A 14,209-nucleotide genomic window follows, 5' to 3' on the forward strand; every position below is an offset into this window, starting at 1 on the left:
GTGTCTGGCAGTTTTGATCGCACGGGGGCAAGCGCGTCCGAACGGGACTCACCAGCACACTCGTTGCCGCCACCTGCGGATCGTACGCGGCTTTTCCCAACGTCCGCGCACGGCCACCCCCTTGATCGCCCCCCGTCGGACCGGGTCCGCGGTCCGGGCGAGTCCTACCAGCGGAAGGTCCGCATACGCATCGCGTGCCGCAACCGGGCCGTCCTGGCGCGGCGCGGCTGGATGCGGTCGCGCAGTTCCCGCGCCTCGGCCAGGTCGTGCAGGAACTGGGCGCGTCGCCGACGGCGTTCGGCAGCCGTCTCCGGTGGCTCGCCCGCGTCCGGCGAGTCGCGATCAGGCAGGTCAGGCAGCTCAGGCATAGACACACCACCCCGGTCCGTCCTCTCCACCTTCCCTCCGATGGGCGGTTTGACGCCAGGGATCTTCCCGGGCCGGGGGCAGAGGCTCACCCTGTGTGGGGGCGCCGGGCCCGTTCGGCCCGGTTACTGTTGTGGACATGCGTCTCCACGTCGTCGACCACCCCTTGGTCGCCCACAAGCTCACCACGCTGCGCGACCGCCGCACCGACTCCGCGACCTTCCGCCGCCTCGCCGACGAGCTGGTCACCCTGCTCGCCTACGAGGCCACGCGTGACGTGCGCACCGAACAGGTCGACATCGTCACGCCGGTCGCCGGCACCACCGGGGTGAAGCTGTCCTACCCGCGCCCGCTGGTCGTGCCGATCCTGCGGGCCGGCCTCGGCATGCTGGACGGCATGGTCCGGCTGCTGCCGACCGCGGAGGTGGGCTTCCTGGGCATGGTGCGCGACGAGGAGACGTTGCAGGCCTCCACGTACGCCTCGCGGATGCCGGAGGACCTCTCCGGCCGTCAGGTCTACGTCCTCGACCCGATGCTCGCCACCGGCGGCACGCTGGTCGCGGCGATCCAGGAGCTGATCAAGCGCGGCGCCGACGACGTCACCGCCGTGGTGCTGCTGGCCGCCCCCGAGGGCGTCGAGGTCATGGAGCGCGAGCTCGCGGGCACCCCGGTCACGGTCGTCACGGCGGCCGTCGACGACCACCTCAACGAGCAGGGCTACATCGTCCCGGGCCTGGGCGACGCGGGAGACCGCCTCTACGGCGCCGCCGAATAGGTCCCCGAAACGGTCCGCCTGGAGTCGCCGCCGCCCACGGGCGGGCGGGGACCCGCGAGCCCCCGGAGCCCGGAGGCTCGCGGTCGGCTGACGGGGCGTCGGCTCGCAGCCGGCCGACGGGTCCGGGACTAGAAGGACCCAAGGGTCCGAGAGCCCGACGAGGCCCGTTGAGGCCGCCTTGAGGCCAGAGAAGCCTCAAGGCGCCAGAGAAACCCCTTGAGAGAACCTGCACGGCGAACAAGCCCGGGGGACGGCCTACGGGGCCGGAACGGGCGGCAGGCCGGGTACGGCCGACCGCGGCTGCTCGACGGAGACCCTTCGGGTCGTCAGCAGCCGTTCTTCGTCTTGGTGGTCGCCGGGTCCGGCGTGCTCAGCCCGGCCAGGGCCTTGTCGGCCTCCGCCTTCGCCGTCAGCTGCTTGAAGCCGGTGCCGATGACGAGGTCGACGGCGTCGCCCTTGCGTGCGGCGTCGGTGCGGCGTTCGGCGGTGCCGAGCTGGGTGGCGAGCACGGGCAGCGAGGTGTTCAGCGAGGAGGCGGGGCCGAGCAGCACACCCGCGCCCGCGACCTTCTTGTCGAACTCCTTCGACGCGTTGCCCACTTCGCCGATGCGGAAGCCGCGCTTCTTGAGCTCGTCCGCCGTCTGCTTGGCGAGCCCGGCGCGGGGCGTGGCGTTGAAGACGTTGACGGTGATCTGGGCGGGCTTGAGCACCAGCCGCGGGCTCGCGGCCGCGGAGGGGCTCGCCTTGGTCGCGCAGCCCGCTTTGGTGCCGGCCGCCGCTTCCTTGCCCCCGCCGGTGAAGACGTCGATGAGCTGCAGCGTGCCCCAGCCGACCACGCCCAGCACGACGACGGAGGCGATGCCCACGACGACAAGCCTGCCGCGCCGCCGGGGTGGGCGCATACGCGGGTATTTGTCGCCCGTGATGCGGTACTGGCCGCCCATGCCGGGAGGAGTCAGCATGCTCATGAGCGCAGCGTAGTGTGCCGGAGCGGCCCTGACTAATAGATGATCATCCGACTGGGGTGAGGAGTACCCGAAAGGGTCAACCGTGACCTGTGCGGGGCTCAGTCCAGCTCGAGTACGCGGGCGTGCAGCACCTGTCGCTGCTGGAGCGCGGCGCGCACCGCGCGGTGCAGTCCGTCCTCCAGGTACAGGTCGCCCTGCCACTTCACGACGTGCGCGAAGAGGTCGCCGTAGAAGGTGGAGTCCTCGGCGAGGAGGGTCTCGAGGTCGAGCTGCTGCTTGGTGGTCACCAGCTGATCGAGGCGGACCGGGCGCGGTGCGACGTCCGCCCACTGCCGGGTGCTTTCCCGGCCGTGGTCGGGGTATGGCCGGCCGTTTCCGATGCGCTTGAAGATCACACGGAAAGCCTACCGGCCCAGACGTTCCGGGCGCAGCCATGGCGACGGAGTGCGACGCTGGAAAAGTCGGTGTAAAGCGGGGCGTACGGGAACAGGGGTCAGAGATGAGTGACAGCGAGACCGTGCCGCAGGCCGCCGTTCCCGAGGCGGCCGGAAGCGCTCCCGCCCTCCCGCAGGAGGCCCTGGAGATCGCCGCCGGCTACGCCTTCGCCGGACCGGCGCTCGATCTGGGCGCTCTCGTCTGGGACGGGAACTGTCTGCCCGACGCCCAGATCCGCATCCCGCTGCCCATGCTCACCCGGCACGGACTGGTCGCGGGCGCCACCGGCACCGGGAAGACCAAGACGCTCCAGCTGATCGCCGAGCAGCTCTCGGCGCAGGGGGTGCCCGTCTTCCTCGCCGACGTCAAGGGCGACCTGTCCGGGATCTCGCGGCCGGGCAAGCTAGACGACCGGGTCCGCTCGCGGGCCGCCGAGGTGCACCAGCGGTGGACGCCGAACGGGTTCCCGGCGGAGTTCCTCGCCCTGGGCGGACTGGGCCACGGCATCCCGGTGCGGGCCACGGTCACCAGTTTCGGCCCGGTGCTGCTGTCGAAGGTGCTCCGGCTCAACCAGACCCAGGAGCAGTCCCTCGGCCTGATCTTCCACTACGCCGACACCAAGGGCCTGGAACTCGTCGACCTCAAGGACCTCAGGGCCGTCGTCGCCTTCCTCACCTCCGACGAGGGCCGCGGCGAGCTGAAGAACATCGGCGGCCTGTCCACGGCCACGGCCGGGGTCATCCTGCGTTCGCTCACCGCGTTCGAGGCGCAGGGCATGGCGGACTTCTTCGGCGAACCGGAGTTCGACACGAGCGAGCTGCTGCGCACGGCCGAGGGCGGCCGGGGCATCGTCTCCGTCCTGGAACTCCCCGCCGTCCAGGACAAGCCGCAGCTGTTCTCCACCTTCCTGATGTGGCTGCTGGCCGATCTCTTCCACGACCTGCCCGAGGTGGGCGACGTGGACCGGCCGAAGCTGGTCTTCTTCCTCGACGAGGCGCATCTGCTCTTCGCCGACGCGTCCAAGGCGTTCCTGGAGTCGATCACGCAGACCGTCCGCCTCATTCGCTCGAAAGGGGTCGGCGTCTTCTTCGTCACGCAGACCCCCAAGGACGTGCCCGGCGATGTCCTCGCCCAGCTCGGCAACCGTGTCCAGCACGCCCTGCGCGCCTTCACCCCCGACGACCAGAAGGCCCTGAGGGCCACGGTGAAGACCTTCCCGGACTCCCGCTACGACCTGGAGGAGCTCCTCACCGGCCTCGGCACCGGCGAGGCCGTCGTCACCGTGCTGAGCGAGAAGGGCGCCCCGACACCGGTCGCCGCGACCCGGCTGCGCGCCCCGGAGTCCCTGATGGGCCCGGCGGACGCGACGGCCCTGGACGAGGCGGTCCGTTCCTCGGCGCTGTACGGCCGTTATGCACAGGCTGTGGACCGGGAGTCGGCGTACGAGAGGCTCACGGCGGCGCAGTCGAGGGCCACCGAGCAGCCGGCTCCGGCGGGCCGTCGGGAGGCGGCGCCCAAGGAGCAGCCGTCCGTCGTCGAACAGGTCGTCGGCAGCGGCGTGTTCAAGTCCCTCGCCCGCTCCCTGGGCACCCAGCTCGGCCGCGAGATCACCCGCTCCCTCTTCGGGACGGCCCGCCGACGCCGCTGACGCCGGCCGCGAGGACGCTCCGGCTCCGGTTCCACCTTCGGGACCGGGCGCCGGGACCCGGATGCCGGGAACGGGAGCCAGGTGCCGGGAACGGCTCGGGTGCGAGGAGCCCCCGTGTCTGCGGGCCGGACGCGCACGCGCGTCCGGCCCGGCTCCGGGTCAGCGGTGTTGTCGCTCGCTCACGGGCGACGGCTGCGGCTTCGCCTGCCTCGCTTCCTTCGTCTCCGGCTTCGGCGCGTTGCGTGCGGCTTCGGCGCGCAGCAGGGCGCGCAGGACGGCGTACGGGTCTTTGAGCATGGCTGTTCTGTTCCTTGCGTCGTACTGAACCGAGGGGGACCGGAGGGGACCGGTTCTCGTCAGCAGCGCAGGACCACCGTGCTCAGGGCGGGGTGCGGGGGGTACGAGGAGCCGAGCGGGGCGGTGCCGGCCGGGCCCCGGGCCGCACCGGGCGCCGGATCCGGCAGGGGCGCGGGCCGCAGCGGCGCGACGGGCCGGTGAGCGGTGCGGGCCGGCGGCCGCAGGGCGCCGTCTAGGACGTCGTACTCGGCGGCCGTCTCACCGGCGGCGGCGAAGGCGGCCGGGGCCGCGTGGATCTCGGCGTGGGTGCCCGGCACCAGCAGGGCGAGCAGCAGGACGAGCGCCCGCAGGCAGGCGCGGCCGTACGGAAGGCGGCGGGGGGCGGTGCTGCTGCTCACGGGATGTCATCTCCCCGGGCGGAGTACGACGTTCATCGCGCCGGGCGGCAGATCCGCCCGCTCGGCGTAGGCGGGGTTCATGCGGTGCGCGGGACCTGCCGGGCCAGTCCCCGGATCCGGAACGAGGTGACCATCTCCACGATGCCGACCACGACCAGCCAGATGCCGCCGACCAGGGTGAGGACGGCGACCGACTCGAACGGCGAGTCGATCAGGACGATCCCGGCGATGAAGGTGACGATCCCGAGGAAGATCTGCCAGCCGCGCGCGGGCATCCCGCGGTCGTGGACGGCGGCCAGGGTCTGGGTGATCCCGCGGATCACCCAGCCGATGCCGATCCACAGGCCGAGCAGCAGGATCGACTGCATCGGGCCGCGGAAGCAGAACAGGCCCAGCACGATCGACAGGGCGCCGCTGATGAAGGCCAGCACGCGCAGCGAGGTCGTCTTGTGGGTGCCGAACGCGGAGACCAGCTGGAGCACTCCGCTGACCAGCAGGTAGATGCCGAAGAGGACGCCGGCGGCGAGCAGCGAGGCGCCCGGCCAGATCAGCACCAGGACGCCCAGGACGAGCGAGGCGACGCCGGTGAGCAGCACGACCTGCCAGGCGGCCTGGGACAGGGCGTGCAGCGGTCCTTCGAGCGGCGGTTCGAGCTCGTGGGCCGCGGTCCGGCCGCCGGCCGGGCCGGACGCGCGTTCGGCGTGGACCTTGCGGTCGTCGTATTCCGGGCCCCAGGCGGCACCGGTCGATGGCTCGGTCATGGTCCATGCTTGGACCGCTTCGCGGCCTTCCGCCACCCGGACTGGGCCAGGTGGCTGACGGTCAGGGCTGGGCCTTCGCCGCCTTCGCCGCCGCCTTCATCTCCTGTTTGTGCGCCCGCACCTTGGCGAGCGACTCCGGCCCGGTGATGTCGGCGACGGAGCGGAAGGACTTCGCCTCGCCGTAGGCCCCGGCGGCCTCGCGCCACCCTTTGGGCCGCGCCCCGAGCTGCTTGCCGAGCAGGGCGAGGAAGATCTGCGCCTTCTGCTTGCCGAACCCGGGCAGTTCCTCGAGGCGCCCGAGCAGTTCCGGCCCGCTGCCGACACCCTGCCAGAGGGCCTCGGCGTCACCGTCGTAGTGCTCCACGAGGTACTGGCACAGCTGCTGGATCCGTTTGGCCATGGACCCCGGGTAGCGGTGGACGGCCGGCTTCTCGGACAGCAGCGCGGTGAACGCCTCCGGGTCCACGGCCGCGATCTCGTGCGCGTCCAGGTCGTCGGCGCCCATCCGCCGCGCGATCGTCGCCGGCCCCTTGAACGCCCACTCCATCGGGACCTGCTGGTCCAGCAGCATGCCGACCAGCGCGGCGAGCGGGGAGCGGCCGAGGAGCGCGTCGGCCTCGGGGTCCTGGGCGAGGTGCAGGGTGACGTCCATGGGTCGATGATCGCGCGGACGGGGTCAGGACGCGCGCCAGTACCCGAGCGCGTGCATCCGATGCTTGGGAACGCCGAGCTCCTTGCGTACGTACGACGACAGCGTCCGGGTCGTCACCGTGTCGCAGGCGATCCACACGTACGGGTCCGGGGTGGCCGCGAGCAGCGCGGGCAGGTCCGCCTTCACCCGTTCCACGAGCCGGCCGCCGGAGTCCGGCCGGTCCACCTGGCGCACCTCGTGGCGGGCCGGGTCGGCGCGCAGCGGAAGGCCGTCGGCGGCGCCCTCGAAGAAGATGGTCGCCGGGGCCGTACCGACCGCGTCGAGCAGGGAGTTGATCGCGGGCAGCGAGGCCGGGTCGCCGATCGCCACGAGGTGCGAGGGGGCGGGCTCGGGCGGCTCGAAGCCGGTGCCCTGGACGGTCGCCTCCACGGTGTCCCCGGGCTTCGCGGCCCGGGCCCAGTCGCTGGCGTGCCCCTCGTGCAGCGCGAACTCCAGACCGAAGGTGCCGGCCGCCGGATCCGGGTCGACCAGGGTGTAGGCCCGCTGGTGCGGCTTGCCCGCGTTGTCGAACCACAGCCGCACCCACATCGTCGCGTGCACGCCGGTCGCCGCGAGCAGTCCGCCGTCGGTCAGGCGCAGCCGCCGGAAGTCCGGGGTGACGTCCTCGGCGTCCGTCACCGTGAAGGTGAAGTCCTTGGCGCGCATCAGCCTCAGGACCGCGCCTTCCCAACCCCGCCCCTGCCCCATGGCACTCCCTCACGTCTCGCGTACGATTCCGTCACAGCTAGTTAGGCAAGGCTAACCTAAAGAACAGAGGGGCCACACGGGTGACCACCGAGATCTACCGAGATGCGTGGGGAATTCCGCATCTGCGCGCCGACGGTGCCCGCGCGCTGGCCCACGCCCAGGGCCGGGTCACCGCCCAGGACCGCGCCTGGCAACTGGAGACGGAACGGCACCGCGCCCAGGGCACCTCCGCCGCCTTCCTCGGCCCCGAGGCCCTGCCCTGGGACCGCTTCGCGCGCCGCGTCCGCCTCGACGACACCGCCAGACGCTGCTACGCCGCCCTGGAGCGGACCGACCCCGAGACGGCCGACTGGGTCCGCGCCTACGTCGACGGCGTCAACGAGGGCCTGGCCGCCGCCACGGCCCCGGAGTTCACCCGGACGGACCTCCAGCCCGGCCGCTGGGAGCCCTGGAGCCCGCTCGCCGTCTGGCTCTCCACCCACATCCTCTTCGCGGGCTTCCCCGCCAAACTCTGGCGCGAGGAGGCCGTACGCCACCTCGGCCCGGACGCGGTCGGCCTGTTCGCCACCGACGGCCCCAACACCTCCGGCAGCAACGGCTGGCTGGTGAGCGGCGAGCGCACGGCCACCGGACACGCCGTCATCGCCGGCGACCCGCACCGCTTCATCGAGGACCCGGGCGTCTACCAGCAGATCCGCCTCGCCTGCCCCGAGTTCGACGTGGTCGGCCTCGCCGTCCCCGGCATCCCCGGCATCGCGCACTTCGGCCACACCGGCACGGTCGCCTGGGCCATCACCAACGCCATGGCCGACTACCAGGACCTCTACCGCGAACGGCTGCGCCGCACCGGCGCCGGCGTCGAGGCACTCGGCCCGGACGGAATCTGGCACCGCGCCACCCGGCACACCGAACTCGTCCGCGTGGCCGGTGAGGAGACGGTCGAGGTCGAGGTGATCGAGACCGACCGCGGCCCGGTCGTCGCCGGCGGCCCCGAGGGCCTCGACGACGGCACGGCGCTCGCGCTCAGCCTGCGCTACCCGCCCCGCGTCACCGGCGATCTCGGCTTCGGCGCGCTCCTTCCATTGCTGCGCGCCCGCCGGGTCGCCGACGTCGACCGCGCCCTCGACGCCTGGGCCGAGCCCGTCAACGTCGTCCAGGCCGCCGACACCGAGGGCGGCCTGCTGCACCGGGTCGCCGGCCGGGTGCCGGTGCGCTCCGCCGCCAACCGCACCCGGCTGGTCCCGGCCTGGGAGCCCGGACACGAGTGGACCGGCTGGCACGAGATGCCGCGCGCCGGTCTGACCGACGGCGTCGCCGTCATGGCCAACCAGCGCGGTCCCGCGGCCCCCCTCGGCGTCGAGTTCGCCGCGCCGCACCGCGCCGACCGCATCCGCGCCCTCCTGGACGAGCGCCCCGTCCTGTCCGCGGCCGACATGCCCGCCCTCCACACGGACACCCACCTCGCCTCCGCGGCCGCCCTGCTGGACCGCCTCACGGCCCTCGACGGCCTCACCGAACCGGCTGCGGGCCTGCGCGACCGCCTCCTGCGCTGGAACCGGCACATGGACGCCACCAGCACGGACGCGTCCGCCTACGCGGCCCTGCGCGGCGCGGTCGTCCGCCGCCTGGCCGCCCACCCCGCCCTCGCCGCCCTGACCACCTCGCCCGCCTATCCCGAGGTGCTCCTGCCCTGGCTCGCGCTCACCCCGCGCGTCGCCTTCGCCCTGGAACACCTGCTGCGCGCCGAGCAGCTGTACGGCATCGACCGCACGGCCGTCGTCCGCGCGGCCCTGGAGGAGACGGCCGCCGCGCACCCGGCCGACCGCCCGTGGGGCGAGACGCACCGGCTCGCCGCCTGGCAGGCGCTGCCCGACCCGTCGTACGCCGGACCCGGACTGTCCGGCGACCACGACTGCGTGCTGTGCACCACCGCCGTGCCCGGCCTCACCGACCTCGCCGCGCGCGGCCCGGCGGCCCGCTACGTGTGGGACCTGGCCCGCCGCGAGGACAGCCGCTGGGTGGTGCCGTTCGGCGCCTGTGGCGTCCCCGGCACACCGCACCACCGTGATCAGCTCCCGCTGTGGCTGGCGGGAGACCTCGCCCCGGTCGTCACCGACTGGGACCAGCTGGAGAAGGAGACCGATGTCTGACCCCCTCGCCGCCCCCGCCCGCGAGACGCTCCACACGCAGGAGGCCGGCGGCTTCGGCACCGTGCGCCTCTTCGCCCTCGACGCGCAGGCCGACGCCGAGGTCGTCCACCGATGGGTGAGCGAGGAACGCGCCGCCTTCTGGGGCATGAACGGCCTGACCCGGGACCAGGTGGCCGAGGTCTACGCCCACCTGGACACCCTCGACACCCACCACGCCTACCTCGCCGTCAAGGACGGCGAACCGGTCGCCCTGCTCCAGACCTACGAGCCCGACGCCGACCGGGTCAGCGAGTGCTACGAGGTCCGGCCCGGCGACATCGGCGTACACCTGCTGCTCGCGCCCGCCGGGGACGAGGGCGGCCGATCCGGCTGGTCGTCCGCCCTGATGGGCGTCCTCGCCACGTACGTCCTGGTGGTCCTGGACCGGCGCCGGGTCGTGGTCGACCCCGACCTGCGCAACGAGAAGGCGATCAGCCGCTTCCTGCGCCAGGGCTTCGAGGCGGGCCCGGTCGTCGTCCTGCCGGAGATCGACCTCCCGGACGTGTACCTGCCCGAGAAGCACGCCCAACTGGCCTTCCTGCGCCGAGAGGTAGCCTTCCCCGGGTGACCCCGGAAGACCTCGTCGCCCACTACGGCCTACGGCCCCTGCCGCGCGAGGGCGGTCTGTTCCGCCGTACCTGGGCGGGCCCCGAGCGGCCGGACGGCCGCCCGGAGGGCACCGCGATCGTCGTCCTGCTCACCGCGGGCGACTTCTCGGCCCTGCACCGGCTGCCCGGCGACGAGGTCTGGCACTTCCACCTCGGCGACCCGCTGCGCCTCCTGCTCCTCGCCCCCGACGGCACCTCGGACACGGTCGTGCTCGGCCCCGACGTACGGGCCGGCCAGCACCTCCAGTTCACCGTGCCCGCCGGCACCTGGATGGGGGCGCGGGTCGACGGCGACGGCGCGTGGACGTTCTTCGGCTGCACCATGGCCCCCGGCTACACGGACGAGGGGTACGAGCACGGCGATCCGGCGGAACTGACGGCGCGCTACCCGGCCGAGGCCTCCCGGATCGTGGCACTGTGCCGCCCATGAGCGGGCTACTGCAGGGGCAGGTCGCCCTGGTCACGGGCGCGGGCGGCGGCATCGGCCGGGGCATCGCGCTCAGGTTCGCGCAGGAGGGCGCCGCGGTGGCGCTGCACTGCCGTACCTCCGTGGCGGCGGCGCGGGACATGGCGGACGCCCTGCGGGACTCGGGTGCCCGGACCGTCGTCCTGCGCGCGGACCTGACCGACGAGGACGAGTGCCGGCGCCTGGTCGGCGAGGCGGCCGCCTGGGGCGGGGGCCTGCTGACGGCCCTGGTCAACAACGCGGGCGTGCAGCCGACGCGGGAGCTCGCGGGGATGACGGCGGCGCAGTGGCGGGCGGTGGTGGACACCAACCTGACCAGCGTGTTCGCCTGCACGCAGGCCGCCGTGGAGGTCATGCGCGGACAGGAGGGCGGCGGCACGGTGACGCACATCGCCTCGATCGAGGCCCGGATGCCCGCCGCCGCGCACGCCCACTACGCCGCCTCCAAGGCCGCGGTGGTGATGCACGCCCGTTCCGCGGCCCTGGAGTACGGGCACCACGGCATCCGCGTCAACACCGTCTCCCCCGGGCTCGTCGACCGCGAGGGACTGGAGCAGGACTGGCCGCAGGGCGTGCGGCGATGGCGGCAGGCGGCCCCGCTCGGCCGGCTGGGTCGCCCGCGGGACGTGGGCGACGCGTGCGTCTTCCTCGCCTCACCCCTGGCGTCCTGGCTCACCGGACACGACCTGGTGCTGGACGGCGGAGTCTCGGCACGGCCCACCTGGTGAGCGGCAGGGGGGCCGTCGGTCGTACCGAGCGAGCGGTGGTGAGCGGCACGAGGGCCATAGGTCGTACCGAGTCGGCGCCGGTGAGCGGCACGGGCGCCGTCGGCCCTGCCCGGTGGCACGGCGGTGAGCAGGGCGGAGCTCTCGTCCGTACGTATGGCGGAGCACACGAGTCCCAAGACGGAGCGGTGACGTGAGCGAAGGGCGCGAGGGCGGACGACGGGGCGGCACCCGGCCCGCGGACCGGCGGCTTCAGGGGCTGGTGCTGCTGGGCACCGTGCTGGTCCTGCTCCTCCTCGGCGGCGCGGGAACGGCCTCGGCCCACGCGGCCCTCCGCGGCAGCGACCCCGCCGACGCCGCCGTCCTCAAGACCGCTCCCCGCGACATCACCCTGACCTTCACGGAGTCCGTCGGCCTGCTCGACGACTCCCTCCGCGTCTTCGACCCCGACAACCGCCAGGTGCGCACGGGCGAGGCGGGGCACGCGGCGGACCGCGCGGACACGGCCCGGGTCACCCTGCCCGCCGGGCTGGGCCAAGGCACCTTCACCGTGGCCTGGCGGGTGGTCTCGGCGGACAGCCACCCGATCTCCGGCGCGTTCACCTTCTCCGTCGGCAAGCCCACCCCGACGACGGCCGCGGTGAACGCGGGCCCCACCGAGGACCCGGCCACCGCCGCCCTCTACGGCATCGCCCGGTACACCGCCTACCTCGCCGCGGCCCTCCTCATCGGCACGGCCGCGTTCGTCCTGGTCTGCCGCCCGCCGCGCACCGGCCCCCTGCGCACCCCGCTCGTCGTGGGCTGGTGGGCCCTGCTGGCGTCCACCGCCGTCCTGCTGCTGCTGCGCACCCCGTACGAGACCGGCGAGGGCCCGGCGGCGGCCCTCGACCCGTCCGCCCTGACCCGCACCCTGACGGGCCGTCCGGGCCTGGTGCTCCTGGCCCGTCTCGCCCTGCTCGCCGTGGCCGCCGTCCTCCTCCTACGGGCCCGCAGGCGTCCCCCCACGCGCGCGACCCTCGCGGCCGCCGCCACGCTCTCCCTCGGTCTGGCCCTGACCTGGGCGGCCGCCGAGCACGCCTCGGCCGGCCTCCAGGTCCCGCTGGCGATCACGTCCTCGGTCCTGCACCTGCTGGCGATGGCGGTCTGGCTGGGCGGCCTGACGGCCCTGCTGACCGTGCTCCGCCGCAGCGTGCTCCCGGCCCCCGTGGTCGCCCGTTTCTCCCGGGTCGCGGCCACCGCCGTCACCGTCCTGGTGGTGACCGGCGTCTACCAGTCCTGGCGCGGCCTCGGCTCCTGGTCCGCGCTCACCGACACCTCGTACGGCCGCCTCCTGCTCCTCAAGCTGGCCGCCGTGACGCTGCTGCTGACGGCCGCGTCCGCCTCGCGGCGGTGGACGGCACGGCTGGCGTCGGCGTCGCCGGAGACGGCCGTGACGGAACGGGTACCGGAGATGGCGGGCGGACCATCGCGCCCGAAGCCGGGACCGGCACCGGAGCCTGCCCCGGTCCCGGTCCCGGTCCCGGAGCAGGAGTCGGTGCCGGAACAGGACGCGGACGCGCGGTCGGAGGCGGGCGCCGCGCGTGGCCTGCGCCGCTCGGTCCTCGCCGAGGCCGCCGTCGGCCTGGTGGTGCTGGTGATCACGACGGCGCTCACGTCCACCCTCCCCGGCCGCGCCGAGGCCGAGGCGGCGCGGCCGGGGGCGGCGGTGTCCGGGACCGGCATCGCCGCCGCCTCCGTGACCACCGTCTCCTTCGACCTCGGCACCCCCGGCTCCCAGGGACAGGTGCAGGTCACGCTCGATCCCGGCCAGGTCGGCGACAACACGGTGGAGGCCGTGGTCTACGGCCCCGACGGCGGTCTGTCCACGGTCCCCGAACTCCGGATCTCCTTCACGCTCCCCGGCCGGCGGATCGGTCCGCTCGACACCAAGGTGACCGACCGGGGCGGCTACTGGGCGGCCGACGCCTTCAACCTCCCCCTGCCCGGCACCTGGTCCATGAAGGTCACGGTCAGGGTGTCGGACGTGGACCAGGTGAGCGGGACCCGACAAGTGCGGATCGAGCGCTAGGCGCCTCCCGAGGGCCGAGAACTGTTACTCACTTTCGGGTGACGGCCGCGTCCGGAGTGGGGTGGCGAACCGGAGGCGCGGACCGCCGTCGGCCAGCGCCCACAAGGGTTGATCAACTGGCGAAGCGTCAACTTCACGCCTTTTCGGTATAGATGGACATTGAAGGCGAAGGTAACGGCAATGTGGTCACTTCGTCACACCATGCGCGTATCGCGTTCACGCTCGGCCCGTGGCGGCCAGATTGTGAGTGCGCGGCCAGCCGGTCGCCACCGCACATCGCACCACCCCGACAGGGCCCACGGCCGGGTCGGGGAGGTGCCCGCACAACCCGAGGGGTACTTGTGTCCGCTATTGCTTCTGCAACCGCCCGTCGTCTCGCCGCCGCCGCCCTGGCGGCCGGCGCCCTGATCGGAGCGGCGGCACTGCCGGCGTCCGCCGCCGACCACGCCCGCCCGAACCAGCCGCAGGTCAAGATCAGCGACGTGCACTACGCCTCTCCCTCCCGCGGTGACCGTTCCTACGGTTCCAACAACTCCCTGAACAAGGAGTGGGTGGAGGTCACCAACACCAGCCGCCGCAGCGTCAACCTGGACGGCTGGACCCTCAAGAACGAGGACGGCCACAAGTACACGTTCCGCCACGTCCGGCTCGACGGCCGGTCCACCGTCCGCATCCACACCGGCAAGGGGCACGACACCCGCTTCGACCTCTACCAGGACCGTCGCAACTACGTGTGGGACGACCGTTCGGACACGGCCACCCTGCGCAACGACCGCAACCGCTTCGTCGACGACTACGCCTGGAACAACCACCGCCGCAACGGCAACGGCCACGGCAATGGCAACGGGCACGGGCACGGCAACGGGCACGGCAACGGCGGCCACCGCTGACCGACCGCCGGTGTCCGATGACCACTGAAGAACCGATCGGCACCTAGACACAGCCCACGAACGACACGGAAGGGCCCCGCCGGGGGGTGGGGCCCTTCCCGACTCGATGACTGGACACACGAACGTCGAAGGGCCCCACCGCGAACGGTGGGGCCCTTCGACGTCGTGCCCGGCGATCAGGCCAACCGCTTCACCGCGAGGCCCGATGACCCTCGC

The 14,209-nt window shown here is 73.3% G+C and carries 16 protein-coding genes; 8 read left to right on the forward strand and 8 right to left on the reverse strand.

Annotation, left to right across the window (positions count from 1 at the left end; translation table 11 throughout):
* Positions 1-164: 164 nt before the first annotated feature.
* On the reverse strand, positions 165-368 hold the full coding sequence (locus tag ACWCQK_RS07320; protein ID WP_451152820.1) for a hypothetical protein: 204 nt from the start codon (positions 366-368) through the stop codon (positions 165-167).
* 137 nt (positions 369-505) lie between these two features.
* Between ACWCQK_RS07320 and upp the strand changes: the two genes are divergently transcribed.
* Positions 506-1,141, forward strand: coding sequence for a uracil phosphoribosyltransferase (gene upp, locus ACWCQK_RS07325; protein ID WP_451152822.1), 636 nt, complete (start codon positions 506-508; stop codon positions 1,139-1,141).
* 326 nt (positions 1,142-1,467) lie between these two features.
* Here upp and ACWCQK_RS07330 read toward each other — a convergent pair whose 3' ends face one another.
* A complete protein-coding gene (locus tag ACWCQK_RS07330) occupies positions 1,468-2,085 on the reverse strand; it encodes a LytR C-terminal domain-containing protein (RefSeq protein ID WP_451152993.1) in 618 nt (205 codons plus the stop codon).
* Between the two features lie 122 nt (positions 2,086-2,207).
* Positions 2,208-2,504, reverse strand: a complete 297-nt coding sequence (locus ACWCQK_RS07335) for a type II toxin-antitoxin system VapB family antitoxin (RefSeq protein WP_004943146.1) — start codon at positions 2,502-2,504, stop codon at positions 2,208-2,210.
* Between the two features lie 104 nt (positions 2,505-2,608).
* On the opposite strand from ACWCQK_RS07335, the gene ACWCQK_RS07340 reads away from it, so the two are divergent.
* Positions 2,609-4,192 carry a helicase HerA-like domain-containing protein gene (locus tag ACWCQK_RS07340; RefSeq protein WP_451152824.1) on the forward strand — a complete coding sequence of 528 codons (1,584 nt, stop codon included), beginning with the start codon at positions 2,609-2,611 and terminating at the stop codon, positions 4,190-4,192.
* A gap of 159 nt (positions 4,193-4,351) precedes the next feature.
* On the opposite strand, the gene ACWCQK_RS07345 is transcribed toward ACWCQK_RS07340, so the two are convergent.
* The 5 genes from ACWCQK_RS07345 to ACWCQK_RS07365 form a co-directional block, all read right to left on the reverse strand.
* Positions 4,352-4,489 (reverse strand): hypothetical protein, encoded by a 138-nt coding sequence (locus ACWCQK_RS07345; RefSeq protein WP_451152826.1) that lies wholly within the window; start codon positions 4,487-4,489, stop codon positions 4,352-4,354.
* 59 nt (positions 4,490-4,548) lie between these two features.
* Positions 4,549-4,887: a hypothetical protein gene (locus ACWCQK_RS07350; RefSeq protein WP_451152828.1), complete on the reverse strand. Its 339-nt coding sequence runs from the start codon at positions 4,885-4,887 to the stop codon at positions 4,549-4,551.
* Positions 4,888-4,964: 77 nt separating this feature from the next.
* Positions 4,965-5,648 carry an HdeD family acid-resistance protein gene (locus tag ACWCQK_RS07355; RefSeq protein WP_451152830.1) on the reverse strand — a complete coding sequence of 228 codons (684 nt, stop codon included), beginning with the start codon at positions 5,646-5,648 and terminating at the stop codon, positions 4,965-4,967.
* Positions 5,649-5,709: 61 nt separating this feature from the next.
* Positions 5,710-6,300, reverse strand: coding sequence for an HhH-GPD-type base excision DNA repair protein (locus tag ACWCQK_RS07360; protein ID WP_451152832.1), 591 nt, complete (start codon positions 6,298-6,300; stop codon positions 5,710-5,712).
* Positions 6,301-6,324: 24 nt separating this feature from the next.
* The gene (locus ACWCQK_RS07365) at positions 6,325-7,047 is read right to left on the reverse strand and encodes a siderophore-interacting protein (protein WP_451152834.1); all 723 of its coding nucleotides are present in this window, start codon (positions 7,045-7,047) and stop codon (positions 6,325-6,327) included.
* Between the two features lie 80 nt (positions 7,048-7,127).
* On the opposite strand from ACWCQK_RS07365, the gene ACWCQK_RS07370 reads away from it, so the two are divergent.
* The 6 genes from ACWCQK_RS07370 (at position 7,128) to ACWCQK_RS07395 (ending at position 13,993) form a co-directional block, all read left to right on the forward strand.
* The gene (locus tag ACWCQK_RS07370; RefSeq protein WP_451152836.1) at positions 7,128-9,197 is read left to right on the forward strand and encodes a penicillin acylase family protein; all 2,070 of its coding nucleotides are present in this window, start codon (positions 7,128-7,130) and stop codon (positions 9,195-9,197) included.
* Entirely contained in the window at positions 9,190-9,804 is a 615-nt protein-coding gene (locus ACWCQK_RS07375; RefSeq protein ID WP_451152838.1) for a GNAT family N-acetyltransferase, read from the forward strand. Before ACWCQK_RS07370 ends, ACWCQK_RS07375 begins: the two co-directional genes overlap by 8 nt.
* Positions 9,801-10,274, forward strand: coding sequence for a cupin domain-containing protein (locus tag ACWCQK_RS07380; protein ID WP_451152840.1), 474 nt, complete (start codon positions 9,801-9,803; stop codon positions 10,272-10,274). The genes ACWCQK_RS07375 and ACWCQK_RS07380 overlap by 4 nt, the downstream gene beginning before the upstream one ends.
* The gene (locus ACWCQK_RS07385) at positions 10,271-11,038 is read left to right on the forward strand and encodes an SDR family NAD(P)-dependent oxidoreductase (protein ID WP_451152842.1); all 768 of its coding nucleotides are present in this window, start codon (positions 10,271-10,273) and stop codon (positions 11,036-11,038) included. Before ACWCQK_RS07380 ends, ACWCQK_RS07385 begins: the two co-directional genes overlap by 4 nt.
* A gap of 259 nt (positions 11,039-11,297) precedes the next feature.
* Complete coding sequence (locus ACWCQK_RS07390; protein ID WP_451152995.1) at positions 11,298-13,103, forward strand: copper resistance CopC/CopD family protein; 1,806 nt, start codon at positions 11,298-11,300, stop codon at positions 13,101-13,103.
* Positions 13,104-13,444: 341 nt separating this feature from the next.
* Entirely contained in the window at positions 13,445-13,993 is a 549-nt protein-coding gene (locus ACWCQK_RS07395; RefSeq protein ID WP_451152844.1) for a lamin tail domain-containing protein, read from the forward strand.
* Positions 13,994-14,209 lie beyond the last annotated feature (216 nt).

Source organism: Streptomyces sp. NPDC002306 (genome assembly GCF_053593435.1).